This window comes from Flavobacterium branchiarum (genome assembly GCF_030409845.1).
Taxonomy (GTDB): domain Bacteria; phylum Bacteroidota; class Bacteroidia; order Flavobacteriales; family Flavobacteriaceae; genus Flavobacterium; species Flavobacterium branchiarum.
The window spans coordinates 509,331-522,755 of the sequence record NZ_JAUFQQ010000003.1 but is presented as its reverse complement, the minus strand read 5'-3'; the positions used below and the strand labels follow the sequence as shown (position 1 = coordinate 522,755).

The following is a 13,425-nucleotide window of genomic DNA, read 5'->3' as shown; positions in this document are numbered from 1 at the left end:
TACGATTTTTGGAATAATGGACTGTTAAACTGATTTTTTTTGGTTAATTTGTCTTAAAAGATAATGTGATAATGAAACATAAAACAATTTATACGCTAGAGGTTTCGCATTTGAATTTGGCGGATGATAACCTTAAGAATGATTTCGCAATATCAGATACAAGTGAGGATATTATTGGTATCACCCTCGAACATCCAGTAAAGATTAATTCCTTACTTGTTGGTATATGTACAAAAGGGAAAGGTAGTATCAACGTGAACTTAAAAGCAATACCTCTATCTGAAAGAGATGTAATAGCACTCTCACCCGGAGCTATTATCCAATACGACCCAGAAGAAATAAGTAGTGATTTTTTGATGAAATATATGTCAATCTCGCTCGAGTTCGTATCTGCATTCGATGCTTTATACCTTTATCCTGATGCACGCCAGAATTCCTATTTCAAAGCGGATATTGAAGAGTATAAAGTCTTGATTAAAATATATGATAATCTGCTTGAAAAATATAATCATAGGGACAGTTTGTTCAGAAGGCAGATTATACAACATACGCTTTTGTCAGGTATGTATGAGTTTGCTTTGATTGAAAAAAATCATACATCTTTGGATACAGAAAACCTGACAAAAAAGGAGCGATTGGTCTGGGAGTTCTATCAGCTTTTGTTTAAAAACTACAGAAATGAAAAAGATACTTTGTTTTATGCAGAAAAGTTGTTGTTATCGACCAAGTACCTATCTACTATTATAAAACAGCAGACCGGAAATACGGTCACTGAATGGGTATTTGAGTATATTATTGCGGAAGCAAAGGCTCTTATCAAGTCCTCAAAAATCACGATTAAAGAATTGGCAGAATATTTTAATTATGCTGATGCAACTTCTTTTGGTAAGTTCTTTAAAAAACAGGTCGGTATGACGCCTAATGAATACCGACATTCTTAATAGGAAAAGAAATTTATCTACAAATCTGTAATCAAATGCTGTAAATCTGGATCATTTTTAATTCGTTCCAGCTCACTTTCGATAATATGAACAATATCCAGTTTTATCTGTCTGTAATTTGCCTCAATATCCTGTTTCATTTTATCTTCTCCATGTTCATCAACAAAGGATAAAACTTCGGGTATCTTCTGATAGGCTTTGGTTTCAGTAGTTACTTTATCATTATCCACCACAATTTCAGCATGAAATATTTTTTGCTCGATACGTTCATCAAAGTTGTCGGAAACAGAACCTACAAACATCCCTTGCGTAAGTGTTGATATTTTGGAAGCTGGAATAAGGCTATCTAACTGTGTCGATATAGAAGTTGAAGTATCATTCCTGTTGATTGATAAACTCTGGCGTTTCTGCAATACTTTTCCGAAACGCTCCGAAAGGCTTTTTGCTGTTTCACCCACTACTTGACCACTGAAAATATTACCGACGGTATTTTGTATAACCTTTGCTTCCTTATCTCCATAATCTCGTATCAATTGCGAATAATCCTGAAAGCCCAAACAGACTGCGACCTTGTTACTTCTCGCCGTTGCGATTAGATTGTCCAGCCCCCTAAAGTAAATGGTGGGCAACTCATCTATGATTACGGAACTTTTTAATTGCCCTTTTTTGTTAATGAGCTTTACAATTCTGGAATTGTACAAACCCAATGCTGCCGAATAAATATTTTGGCGGTCGGGATTATTACCTACACACAAAATCTTTGGTTCTTTCGGGTTGTTGATGTCTAATGAAAAATCATCGCCCGTCATTACCCAATACAATTGTGGGCTAATCATTCTTGACAATGGAATTTTTGCAGATGCAATCTGACCCTGTAATTGATCCTGTGCTCCACCTTGCCAGGCATCCATAAAAGGTGACAAATAATTTTCTAAATCAGGATAGGAAGTTAATATCGTAAATACGTCTGAATACTTTTTATTCAGCAATTCGATGGCGTGTGGAAATGTGCAGTATTTACCATTATCATAGATTTTCAGATACCAAATGATTGCTGCTAACAAGATAATTGGGCTTTCCACAAAGAAATCGCCTTGTTTCTGTATCCAGCTTCGGTTGAGGTTTAACATTATGGTATAAGCCGCTTCGTAAGCATCTGAAATGTCCGTCATAAAAACTGGATTGAGCGGATTGCAACGGTGGCTCTTGCGTGGGTCGTCAAAGTTGATGACGTAGAATTTCGGTTGCACTTTATATTTATCCCGATGCTTTAATAAATGATTGTAGGCAATGGTTGAAAGATCATCAAACTTGAAATCGTATATATACATTGAAAAACCTTTCTCAATCTGCTGCTTGATATAATTGTTCACAACGGCATAGGATTTTCCGGAACCGGGAGTTCCTAAAACTATCGTTGCCCGAAAAGGATTGACAATATTAACCCAGCCGTCATTCCATTTATTCTTGTAATAAAACTTTGTAGGTAGATTGACAGAATACTCGTTCTCCATCAATTTGGTTTCCTGTTGGAAACTTTCGTTCTCATTATTGAAAACATCATCCATCAAGTTGGTGCGTAATAAACGGCTGATCCATACACCAGCCATCATCAGAGCAATATATCCCAAAGCAAGCGTGAGGATATAAAAGAATGTACCAATGATGGGTGTTAGCTTCAATAAGAATGTGTTCAGAAAGAACAGCACAAATCCAATTCCCAAAGCCACATAAATTTTGGGCCAGGTTATTTTTTCATTCTTCACGCCTTTGGTCCCCAGACAACTTAATGCTAACAATACTATTGCAAATACTTTGGTGTAAAGTGTATGTGAAAACAGACCGGCAGTTCGTTGAAAATTGCCTAATATTTTATTGATGACTTCTAACGTCCAGCCACGTTCTATAAAGAAACCGTAACAAAACCAATAAAGGTGCATCAATACGATGAGGATACTTACTGCTCGCATAAAAGCCATAATCTTGGCTAAACCTCTTAAATCGTCTTCTCCCTGCATTATTTTAAGTTTTAATGTTCGGGCGTGAATTTATGAGCTATGCAGAGTGGCTATAATTATGTGGCAGTGTTTGGCTTCCAGTGGTGGTGTTTGTCTAAGTATAACAAAATATGGATATAGCTTTCACTGTGTAGTAGGATGTTTTTTTATCTTTGCAAGATGCACAATCAGCTTATTCAACTTATCGCACAGAGCGTATCTCTTTCAGATTTTGAAAGAGATTTGTGTATTCGATATTTTGAACCTGTATTGTTTCCTAAAAACCGTATTCTTGAAGAAGAAGGAAAAATTCCAGGCTATTTGTATTTTGTAGTATCGGGGTTTGTGAGGTTGTTCCACTACAACGACAATGGCGATGAAGTGACAACACACATCAATTGCCCGCCGGGCTTCATTACTTCTTATACTAATTTTTCCAATCAAAAGAAATCTGACGAAAATCTTGAATGCGTTACCGAATGTGAACTTTTACGTATTACAAAGACCGACCTTGATTTGCTTATACAACAAAGCTCTTCATTTAAGGACTTTAGTATTCTGGTGTTTCAGCAATCTTTATCTTACAATGAAAACCGCTCTAAAGAACTGGCTACACTTACTGCGGAACGACGCTATCTTAAATTAATTGAAAATTATCCCGAAGTACTTCACAATGTCCCGATGCAGTACATCGCTTCTTTTCTTGGAATGAACCCTAAAAGCCTGAGCCGTATCCGTAAACAGATTATTAGGTAACATTTGTGAAGTGGTTTTGAATGAGCAACGATGAACTTTGCCCTATCATTTAAAATCAATGTATATGACAAGTAAGAAATTAGTATTGGTATCGGGTGCTAATGGGCATTTGGGAAATAATCTTGTAAGGTTACTCATTAAAAAAGGATTTCAGGTTCGGGCATCTGTTCGGGATATCAACAACAAAGAATGTTTTAAGGGATTGGATTGCGAAGTGGTTCAAGCTGATATTACTGACAAAGCTTCCTTTGTTAGAGCCTTGCAAGGTGTAGATACATTTTATGCGGTAGGTGCAGCATTCAAGTTATGGGCAAAAGACCCGAAGAAAGAGATTTATGATGTGAACATGCAGGGCACTCGCTATACGATTGAAGCCGCAGTTGAGGCTGGCGTTAAGAAGATTGTTTATGTGAGTTCTATTGCTGCACTAGATTATACCAATCTGCCTATTAAGGAAAGTAACGGATACAACCCTGATCGAAGAGATATGTACTACAATTCTAAAAATGATGGTGAAAAGCTGGCTTTTCAAATGGCTAAAGATTTGGGAATTGAACTGGTATCCGTGATGCCCGGAGCAATGATAGGTAGTGAAGCTTTTCTTCCTTTGAATGTTTCATATGGTGTTTTGAGATTGATACTAAACAAGCAAATTCCTATGGATACAAAAATTACTTTGAATTGGGTAGATGTAAAAGATGTAGCAGAAGGATGTTATCTGGCTGCACAAAAAGGGCGATCAGGAGAACGATATATTCTTGCCAATGAAAAATGTATGACTATTACCGATACCACTAAATTGGCACAAAAGTTTTATCCAGAGCTAAAACTTAAGGTGCCTGGTTCCGTTCCTAAATTCGTGCTATATGCTATTGCTGGTTTTATGGAATTTTCGGCAAAGTTGAGTGGAAAACCACCTGTCCTGACTACAAAAGAAATTGCTATGTTCTCTGGCTTGCAACAGGATTTTGATATTTCCAAGTCAAGAAATGAATTGGGATTTAATCCAAAAGACGGCAAACAAGCAGTAAAGGAAGCAATGGATTATTTGATGAAACATAAGAATTTGCTTTAAATGAATATTGATAGTAAATGATTTAATTAGGCGTCGTAATCGTTAAATATCTGATTAGGATATTTTATTTATGACCTCTATTGCGTTTACTTTTCTTCTTCATTTTGTTGGCAAAATTATGTTCCTCATAATCTTCGCCCTGAACTTCGGGCAATAAGCCGCCTAATGCTTCAATCAAACCATCTTCGTGTTTTTCAGTATTCAGGAAGTCGAACAAATGGTGTGGTTCTTCCTGCAGAAGATCCGCATCATTTGATGTGGATCTTTTTGGTTGTTGTACAACAGTTTCTTTAATCTCCGGTTTAATGTTATTGTTCCAATAATCATTGAAGGTATTTGCAGAAAGTTCCTTGCCCAAACGTGAGCCGTTCCAAACAGTTTTAGAGTTGTGGTCTATAAAAGTTATTCCGTAAATCCGTCCTGTATCATTTCTCCGCACCACTACGTTAATGCCCTGTTCGCCTATTTTCTTTTTAAAAGCCTGCTCATCACTTGTTGATTTCAGGGCAATGGTAACTGCTGATTGTAAAGTTTTTTGGGTTGGATTGTCTTTCATAGCCGTTTTGCATTTCGCAAAATGCAGTTCTAATGCTGGAAGCCCAGCGTTCTTTCCGAATAAAGAAGCCTTAAACGGATGTCCGGCTCTTTCTCCCTTTTCATTTAATGGGATGTAGAGTAACCCCTGTCTCAACTTTCCCTGCAATTCACCTTCCACTTTTTCAGTAGTTACATTGAAAAGGGAAAGCAAAGCGTTGTATTCGCCCAAAGTTTGGTATTGATAATAATTCGGAAGGTGTCGGACTACCGAAGCGATTTGGCTTTTCACGTCGCCAGCCCGATAATCCACCGGACGGAATACCTTGTCATTTTGCTTATGTTCCTTGTCCGTGGCTGGTATCAATCCGTGTTTGCTTTCGAGTTGACGGCATACATTCATAGACCGCATTTTCTCGAACTTGTCCGAAATCTTTTTGCCCTCCTCGTCCACGCAAACCGATACGATATGGATATGGCTGCGGTCAATATCTGTATGTTTAAATACCACAAAAGGCTGTTCGCTGTAGCCCATTTCCCGCATATATTCTTCTGCTATTTCCCTAAACTTGTCATCACTTACCTTGTCTTTCGGGTCGGGATTGAGCGAAATATGCAACGTATGCTTTTCTGTATTGCGGTTGGCTATCAGGTAAGGAGCAAAAGATTGGGCTAATTGTGCAACGGAATAATGACCATTGGCGGTTTCAATCATCTTATTGGCAAACAAAATCTGTCCGTTTTCATGCTCCACTTTGAGCTGATTGTATGCCAATGCACCGTATAAATTTCCGCTTCTGCCAATTTTCGCTATCATTTCTAAGGCTGTTTTTTCAGGTGTTTGGTTTCAAATTCCTCACTTATCTGAATAATTTTTTGGCATAATACTGCCATTTCAGCCGTCTGTTTTTCCAATTTATAGAGAAATGCTCCCGCCTTTTTCTCGGAAAAATGACGATACAACAGCTTCACAATCTGATTGTAATTCACGCCAACGGAACGGAACTGGCTGTGAAAAGAAGTCAGCCGCATATAAAAATCAACCGTTCCTTTGTCAATTTTGACCAATTTCATTTCCTTACTGAACAGCAGGGAAATGATAAACTTTGCTTTATTGGGCATTCCCGATGCTTCAAAAAGCGATAAAAGTTTGGCATTTTCTTCGTCTGTAAGACGGAAAACGTGGCGGTGGATGCTTGGGTCGGTTTTAGGTGTCCGTCCGCCCTTATTCTGTTTTTTGTTACTGTTATCATTCATCACTAATCCATTTTTAATCCACACAAAACCTCGACTTCGGAGAGTGTTTTTTAGCCCCCGGCAGGGCAAGTTGTTTTGAGGCACTAACTCGGTTTCGAGTGCCTCAAAACACAACTTGCCGTGTTCTGTTGAACACAAAAATCCGCCCTACGGGACGGATTAAATGTAACAGGGAAAAACGGCTCGATGCCGTTCTCGTTACCCTCCGATTTGTCAAAAGAATTTTGCATAAATCCATTAATAAAAATCACTGTACAAAGTAAAGCCCTGTTTACGAAAGCATTGTACTGTATAGCTGTGCCAAACACTGCCTTTGAACGCCAAACACTGCCACACCGCAATCAGCGGGCAAATCAATCGCTTTATTTGCCGTATAATTTTAGTGCAGGTAGTAAAAAATGTATCTAAACAAAGAAGAAAATCAGGTTTGCAAACAGACAGTTTGGAATAAAAGCATAGGGTTTTAAAAGCATAAAACAATAAAAGTGTAAAAGCATAAAAGCGGTAAAGCAATTTACCTGTTGCAAGTTTTGCCACTTGCCAAAGAATGTGCCTTACAAGGCAAAAATGAAAGCAGATACCTGTGCAGGAAAGTACCCAAAAGGGAATGCAGGAATATAGGAATGAGGTAATAATCAGATAAACCAATATTCAATCCTGCAAAACAAATAAAGTGTGTAACAATAAATTTTTAAATAATGGAAACAACAAAGAAAACTTTAAAAATCAGCTTCTCCACCCAAAAAGGCGGTGTGGGAAAATCTACAATGACCACTTTGCTGGCAAGTGTGCTTCACTACCGTTTAGGTTTTAATGTGATGGTGATGGACTGCGACTTTCCGCAACACAGCCTGACCAATATGCGTGAACGGGATAAGAGAACCATAATGCAGAACGACTACCATAAAAAGGCGGCAATGAAGCAGTTTCAAGCCATCAACAAAAAAGCATACCCGATTATTAAATGCAAAGCTGAAACAGCTTTGGAGAAAGCATCGGAATACAGAAGCCAGTCGGCGGTTGTACCGGATGTTATTTTCTTCGACCTGCCAGGAACAGCCAATACCAAAGGTGTACTGACGACCTTAAAAAAAATGGACTTCATCTTTTCGCCCATTACTGCCGACCGTTTGGTAGTGGAAAGTACATTGGGCTTTACCAAAGCCTTTCTCGGACTTCCCCAAACGGATGAGGGCAATCCCGAACAAGAGATGTGGCTGTTTTGGAACCAGGTGGACGGCAGGGAAAAAACAGGTTTGTATGATGCGTATCAAAGTGTCATCAAAGAACTCAACCTGCCCATAATGGAAACAAGGATAATGGACAGCAAGCGTTTCCGAAAGGAAACAGACGATACAGGCAGTTATGTATTCCGGTCAAGTTTGCTACCTGCCGAACCACAGCTAATGAAAGCAACCAAAATGGATTTGCTTGTCGAGGAATTTTTAAAAATCACTCATCTATAAAAATATTAAAGTATGGCTTCAGATAACAAAAACAACGATTTTGAAAAGCCCAATGTTGATGAGGAATACCTTATGAACGTCATAAGCGGCGATGAGCCTGTTGCTCCACCGAGCAATAATAAACTGCAGGATATACCAAAGGAAACAAAGCCCAGGGAAAAAGCCCGTAACAGTTCATCAAAGAAAGCGGACTACGAGGAAACATTTTTGGTCAATCGGTTTCCATCGGGGCGTAACGGCAAGGTAGTTTACATACGCCCTGAATACCACGAAAGATTGCTCCGCATCGTGCAACTGACAAGAGAGGAAAGAACAACGCTCTACTCTTACATTGACAACATTCTTGAACATCATTTCAGAGAGTACGGGGACGATATTACCGATTATTTCAATGAACATTTTAAACCCATTTTATAATGAAGAAAGATAAAAAGAACAGGAATACTGTTGCAGCCGGCAGCAACTCCGATACAGTTAGCAATACAGCTAAAACAACCTATGAAAATGCATTTATGCAAATGAATAAAATGCAGAAAAGAGGCAATAAAAGCATATACCTAAGTCCTGAACATCACGAGCGTTTAACCCGCATAGTCCAGATTATAGGCGATGATAAAATACCCTTGTTTGCCTATCTCAATAATATTCTTGAACATCATTTTAAAGTATTTGAAGATATGATTACAAAAGAGTTCAAGGAAAAGTACAAAGGCTTGTTTTAAAAAACCTACGTTATGGAAACAGTAATTGTGATATGCCTGCTCATAGTCATTGCCCTGCTGGTGCAGGACAAGATTGTCATTAAGAAAAGGTCGGAGCATAAGCCAATGCAGAAGAAAGTCAATCCGAACCTGCCCGATATTATGGGGCAGCCAAAACCCGTAGAACGCCTTTCAATGCCAAACGCTGCCAATGAACGCCAAATTGAGGAACCGGAGATAAACCCCGCTAATTTAGACATTGAATACGACGAAAATGAAAACGTCGGCATTCAAATCCGCAAGGAAGAGCTGGACGAAGTTTTCAGTAATATGCCTGATTTGGAGGAAGAGGAAGAAGAATGGAACAGGTACGGAATATCCGGTGGCGATGACGGTTTTGCCCAAGGGGTTACCTTTGAAGAACTAAGCTCCGTGGGGGTGTTGCTCCAAAAAGAAGAATTGGAACCAGCCCAAAAGGAAACAGCGATAGCGATAGTTCAAAAAATACAGGGAACCGAATTATTCAGCCTATTGGAAAATTCTATGGAAGATGCTTCCCGAAGAATAGCCGAGCTTTTGGATAGCACCCTTTCATCTGAAACGGAAGACAGTTCTTCAACTTTGCGGAAAAGTGATTTGAGTGATTTTGACATTGGGGAGTTTTTATAGACTTCCCAATGTTATTTTTAAGCACAAATAAATCACACTAAACTATGTTCTAACTTCTCTTTCCATTTCTTCCAGTCTGGCATCATTACCTCCTGTAAATCATAGAAAGCCTTTGTATGGTTGTGATGCACTAAATGGCACAATTCATGAACAACTACATACTCAATACTACCTTTAGGAGCTTTGATTAACTCTGGATTTAGAATAACCTTACCATTTGGCGTACAACTTCCCCAACGTTTTTCCATAGAGCGGATATGTAATTCTGGTTTATTGATTTTGTATTTCTTAAACATGGGATACACTTTACTCAATACCTCGTCAAAATGAACGAATGCCTTCTCTCGATACCACTTATCGAGAATATCTTTAACGTTATTTTCCTCTTTATAAAGTACCGTAATATGCCCTCTGAAAAGCTTCACCTCATTTCTATTACCTATTTCTACACGTAGCTTATATTGTCTCCCCAAATACAGATGTGTTTCTCCATTGACATATATTCGTTCTGGTGTGTATGGATGGTAGGATAAAAATTCACGTTGTTGTTTGATGATCCATGGAGCTTTTTTTTTGATATGCTGTGTAATTTTTTCCACCGCTGTATCATACGGTGCTATTATTTTTACAATACAATCTGGATAGACTTTAATAGTCAAATTTTTTCTATCCTGAAATTCGAGTCTATATTCAATTGTAGCAGAACCAAATTGTATCTTATGGATATTTTCCACCATCATACAAACTTGATTTTAGCTACTTTTAATGCCTCTTCTACGGTCTGATCAATATCATCGAAAGACAAGTCAATGTCGTATTTGCTTTTCAAATCGAAGATGTAATCATCAATAGCGATGCGAATTTTACCTTCTATATCAGGTTTGTTCTGCCAATCTACCATCAATTGATCATTTTGATATACTACTGAACGGATTACTTGATCTATACCAAGAGCAAGCTCTGTAGCAACTTCGATTTTATCAGAAAGCACATCTTTAAAAATATCAGTTATAAGATTATAAATAGCAATACCTGTATCATTTCCTAGCAAAGCATTTGGAATATTCCCTCGTTCTCCTTTTAAAAATGCCTCCTCATACTCTTTAGCTTTTTTTAGGAATTCAGCTTCGTCAATTCTTTGCTGATGATATTCTTCAATCGCTTCACGAATGAGTTTAGACAGCTTTTTATAAAAGATGGGATCCTCATTCATTTTGATATTGATGGCTCGAATAGTTCTGCTGGCGATATGATCCGCTTTAGCAGATTTACTGCTTAATTTCTCAACTTCAGCTTCTCGTTGTTCTTTGTCAAAAATATCGACTAAATCCGTTATCCTAAGCACTTCGCCCTCTGTCGTGATATGCTTGTCAATTAATTTTTGTACCTGTGGCTCATATTCCTTGTAGTCAATATCATCAGAAAATCTCCTTTTGACAGAAACACGCAATGCTAAAAAGAATTTCAAATCAGACTTATACTTGTCAATTTGTTTTTCAGGGGTGTTGTTAGCAAAATCAATACTGGATAATGCCAGTTTTAGTAATCGTGCAAAAGCAGATACTTTCTCATAAAACTGATGCCTGATAGCTTCATCGCTAAGAAATTCTTCATAAGCCGGTTCATCATATTTGTTTTTAATAGTTTTAAAAATATCCCAAACCTCCGAATGAACCTGTGGTAACTTTTTGATTTCTTCTCCTATATTTGTCCAACTTCCGGCTAAATCTTCCGCATCAAACATATTATCACCGGAATATGTCTGAATGGCGTTGTCCAAGTTTTCGAGATTACCAAAATAGTCTATTATATAACCATAATCCTTTCCCGGATATACACGGTTTACACGAGCAATAGCTTGTAACAAAGTATGTTCTTTTAGTTGACGGGTTAAATACAACGCAATATTTCTTGGAGCATCAAAACCAGTCAGTAATTTATCCACCACAATGATTATTTCAGGGAAGTCTTGTTTCTTAAACGAACCGATTACGGACTTTTCATATTTATCCTGTGTGCCGTATTTATCTATTCTGGCATTCCAGAATTTTTTCACTTTATCATCCGATACATCGAAGGCGTCTTCTTCGCCTTCCCGAGTGTCGGGAGCAGACATGATTACTTCAGAGCTTACTTTGCCAATTTCGTCAAAATACTCTTTGTATTTAATTGCTGTGGCTTTATTGGGTGTTACCAGCTGCCCTTTAAAACCAGTGCCTTGAAAATTATCCACATAATGTTCAGTGATATCCCAGGCTCTGGCGTAAATAACCTGATCGGCTTTATTAAGGATATTTTTCGAACTGTATTTTCTCTTCAAAGCCGCTTTTCCGTAGGGTGTAAGTGGTTCCGAAACCTTGTCAAAATAATTATCCAACGGTTTTTCATTAACCTCAATAAGGTTATGCCTGCCTTCATATAACAAAGGGACAACGGCTCCGTCTTCTACAGCATCCGTAATCGAATACACATCGATAATGCCTCCAAACTTACTCGCTGTGCTTTTTTCTTTTTTCAACAATGGCGTACCAGTAAATGCGATAAAACAGGCATTTGGAAATACTTTCTGCATTTTGACATTGAAAGAACCATATTGTGAACGGTGTCCTTCGTCTATCAAAATGTAAATTTCTGAGCTATCAAATGATTGTGGGCTTGCATTAACAGCAGCTTCAAATTTATGAATTAGGGTGGTGATGACTGCGTCGCCGGATTCTGTAATCAATTTTAAAAGGCTGGTATCCTTCTTTAATTTTTCCTGTTCGTTATCATCCAGTATTTCCCCTCTGAGTTTTTTAGCTATTTCCTTTGATGCTCCTTTATCAGCATTAACTACTGGCACATGACATTTTTTGAACGTTTCCGTTATCTGGTCATCCAGATCAATACGATCTGTTACCAAAAGTATCTTAGGATTTCTAATATTCGGATGTGAAGCAATTAATTGAGCCAGCATCACCATAGTCAAAGATTTTCCGCTTCCTTGTGTATGCCAAATCACACCACCTTCGTGATTACCTTTGGTATCGGTTTTTAGGATTTTGGTCAACGTGTTTTTAATCGCAAAATACTGCTGGTATCGGGCTACTTTTTTGATACCGTCATCATATAAAATGAAATCATATATAATTTCCAATAATCGTTTGGGATGGCAAAAACTAAAGAGTAGTTTATCCTGCGTAGTAATAACCTGTTCCTCTTGTTCTAAATTTTCAAAATATTGCCAGACCTTTCTAAATCGTTCTTTAAATAATACTGTACGCTCATTTTCTGGTAAAGCTTTGTGCTTTAGAATGCTGATTTTATTTTCCCAAAAACGTTCTTCTTCTTTAGTACGGAACATTTCTTTCCAAACGCCCCAAAATTCTTTGCTGGTAGCGGTTGTACCATATTTTGCTTCATTAGAGGCCAAAGCAAATGTAAGATTGGAGTACAAATACAAGCTTCGAATTCCGTCTTCTTGCTGGTTTCTTAGATGCTGTTCAATGGCTTTTTCTACAGGCTCTTTTATTTTAGGCGACTTACATTCAATAATGACCATCGGAATACCATTAATAAATAGTACAATATCTGGTCGGTAATGATCGGCTCTATCTGAACGTAGTACACTATATTCTTCAGTTATGTGATAGATGTTGTTTTCCGGCTTTTCCCAGTCAATATAACGAAAAGAGAAACTTTTTTTATCACCTAAAACCGTTTGGTCAAAACTTTTCCCTAATGTGATGAGTTCGTAATAGGCCTTATTCGCTGCTATAAAACCATCTTGTACTGGTAAATCCCTGATTGCAAGTATTGCATTGTTGATGTTAGATTCGGAAAAAGCAAATTCCTTTTGCTTATAATCAATTTTATTAATCTTCTGTACTTGGCTTTTTAGAATATCTTCTAATAGCACATTCGAGCTTCTTCCTCCACGGGCTGCTAAAGCCTCCTCTGGCGATAGGTATTTCCAGCCCATATTCATCAGCAATTTTAACGCCGGAATTTGGGAAATATGGTCTTCTATGAATGAGGGTGTGTCCATGA

The 13,425-nt window shown here is 37.9% G+C and carries 12 protein-coding genes; 7 read left to right on the top strand and 5 right to left on the bottom strand.

Going from position 1 to position 13,425, the window contains the following annotated elements; all coding sequences use genetic code 11:
- The first annotated feature begins 71 nt into the window (after window positions 1-71).
- Complete coding sequence (locus QWY99_RS02775) at window positions 72-941, top strand: helix-turn-helix domain-containing protein (protein ID WP_290261107.1); 870 nt, start codon at window positions 72-74, stop codon at window positions 939-941.
- 17 nt (window positions 942-958) lie between these two features.
- Here the strand turns inward: QWY99_RS02775 and mobC are convergent, their stop codons facing one another.
- Window positions 959-2,959: a conjugal transfer protein MobC gene (gene mobC / locus QWY99_RS02770; protein ID WP_290261105.1), complete on the bottom strand. Its 2,001-nt coding sequence runs from the start codon at window positions 2,957-2,959 to the stop codon at window positions 959-961.
- Window positions 2,960-3,118: 159 nt separating this feature from the next.
- Between mobC and QWY99_RS02765 the strand changes: the two genes are divergently transcribed.
- A complete protein-coding gene (locus QWY99_RS02765; RefSeq protein ID WP_290261103.1) occupies window positions 3,119-3,694 on the top strand; it encodes a Crp/Fnr family transcriptional regulator in 576 nt (191 codons plus the stop codon).
- 64 nt (window positions 3,695-3,758) lie between these two features.
- Window positions 3,759-4,769: an NAD-dependent epimerase/dehydratase family protein gene (locus QWY99_RS02760; RefSeq protein ID WP_290261101.1), complete on the top strand. Its 1,011-nt coding sequence runs from the start codon at window positions 3,759-3,761 to the stop codon at window positions 4,767-4,769.
- A 64-nt stretch (window positions 4,770-4,833) separates the two neighbouring features.
- Here QWY99_RS02760 and mobB read toward each other — a convergent pair whose 3' ends face one another.
- Together mobB and mobA are read right to left on the bottom strand one after the other, a co-directional pair.
- Entirely contained in the window at window positions 4,834-6,120 is a 1,287-nt protein-coding gene (mobB, locus tag QWY99_RS02755; RefSeq protein ID WP_290261099.1) for a conjugal transfer protein MobB, read from the bottom strand.
- 2 nt (window positions 6,121-6,122) lie between these two features.
- Window positions 6,123-6,560, bottom strand: a complete 438-nt coding sequence (gene mobA / locus QWY99_RS02750; RefSeq protein ID WP_290261095.1) for a conjugal transfer protein MobA — start codon at window positions 6,558-6,560, stop codon at window positions 6,123-6,125.
- A gap of 698 nt (window positions 6,561-7,258) precedes the next feature.
- Between mobA and QWY99_RS02745 the strand changes: the two genes are divergently transcribed.
- From QWY99_RS02745 to QWY99_RS02730, 4 genes are read left to right on the top strand one after another with little or no spacing between them, the layout of a single operon-like run.
- Window positions 7,259-8,026, top strand: coding sequence for a ParA family protein (locus QWY99_RS02745; protein ID WP_059333814.1), 768 nt, complete (start codon window positions 7,259-7,261; stop codon window positions 8,024-8,026).
- Between the two features lie 12 nt (window positions 8,027-8,038).
- Window positions 8,039-8,443 (top strand): DUF3408 domain-containing protein, encoded by a 405-nt coding sequence (locus tag QWY99_RS02740; RefSeq protein ID WP_059333815.1) that lies wholly within the window; start codon window positions 8,039-8,041, stop codon window positions 8,441-8,443.
- Window positions 8,443-8,748, top strand: coding sequence for a DUF3408 domain-containing protein (locus QWY99_RS02735; protein WP_055133800.1), 306 nt, complete (start codon window positions 8,443-8,445; stop codon window positions 8,746-8,748). Before QWY99_RS02740 ends, QWY99_RS02735 begins: the two co-directional genes overlap by 1 nt.
- 12 nt (window positions 8,749-8,760) lie before the next feature.
- The gene (locus QWY99_RS02730) at window positions 8,761-9,396 is read left to right on the top strand and encodes a hypothetical protein (RefSeq protein ID WP_059333816.1); all 636 of its coding nucleotides are present in this window, start codon (window positions 8,761-8,763) and stop codon (window positions 9,394-9,396) included.
- A gap of 32 nt (window positions 9,397-9,428) precedes the next feature.
- On the opposite strand, the gene QWY99_RS02725 is transcribed toward QWY99_RS02730, so the two are convergent.
- Together QWY99_RS02725 and QWY99_RS02720 are read right to left on the bottom strand one after the other, a co-directional pair.
- Window positions 9,429-10,136 (bottom strand): M48 family metallopeptidase, encoded by a 708-nt coding sequence (locus QWY99_RS02725; protein WP_281031980.1) that lies wholly within the window; start codon window positions 10,134-10,136, stop codon window positions 9,429-9,431.
- Window positions 10,133-13,423 (bottom strand): type I restriction endonuclease subunit R, encoded by a 3,291-nt coding sequence (locus QWY99_RS02720; RefSeq protein ID WP_290261087.1) that lies wholly within the window; start codon window positions 13,421-13,423, stop codon window positions 10,133-10,135. The genes QWY99_RS02725 and QWY99_RS02720 overlap by 4 nt, the downstream gene beginning before the upstream one ends.
- Window positions 13,424-13,425 lie beyond the last annotated feature (2 nt).

Excerpts from the sequence above, each read along its gene's own strand:
- QWY99_RS02775 (WP_290261107.1), top strand. The coding sequence starts at position 72 with ATGAAACATAAAACAATTTATACGCTAGAGGTTTCGCATTTGAATTTG.
- mobC (WP_290261105.1), bottom strand. The coding sequence starts at position 2,959 with ATGCAGGGAGAAGACGATTTAAGAGGTTTAGCCAAGATTATGGCTTTT.
- QWY99_RS02765 (WP_290261103.1), top strand. The coding sequence starts at position 3,119 with ATGCACAATCAGCTTATTCAACTTATCGCACAGAGCGTATCTCTTTCA.
- QWY99_RS02760 (WP_290261101.1), top strand. The coding sequence starts at position 3,759 with ATGACAAGTAAGAAATTAGTATTGGTATCGGGTGCTAATGGGCATTTG.
- mobB (WP_290261099.1), bottom strand. The coding sequence starts at position 6,120 with ATGATAGCGAAAATTGGCAGAAGCGGAAATTTATACGGTGCATTGGCA.
- mobA (WP_290261095.1), bottom strand. The coding sequence starts at position 6,560 with ATGAATGATAACAGTAACAAAAAACAGAATAAGGGCGGACGGACACCT.
- QWY99_RS02745 (WP_059333814.1), top strand. The coding sequence starts at position 7,259 with ATGGAAACAACAAAGAAAACTTTAAAAATCAGCTTCTCCACCCAAAAA.
- QWY99_RS02740 (WP_059333815.1), top strand. The coding sequence starts at position 8,039 with ATGGCTTCAGATAACAAAAACAACGATTTTGAAAAGCCCAATGTTGAT.
- QWY99_RS02735 (WP_055133800.1), top strand. The coding sequence starts at position 8,443 with ATGAAGAAAGATAAAAAGAACAGGAATACTGTTGCAGCCGGCAGCAAC.
- QWY99_RS02730 (WP_059333816.1), top strand. The coding sequence starts at position 8,761 with ATGGAAACAGTAATTGTGATATGCCTGCTCATAGTCATTGCCCTGCTG.
- QWY99_RS02725 (WP_281031980.1), bottom strand. The coding sequence starts at position 10,136 with ATGATGGTGGAAAATATCCATAAGATACAATTTGGTTCTGCTACAATT.
- QWY99_RS02720 (WP_290261087.1), bottom strand. The coding sequence starts at position 13,423 with ATGGACACACCCTCATTCATAGAAGACCATATTTCCCAAATTCCGGCG.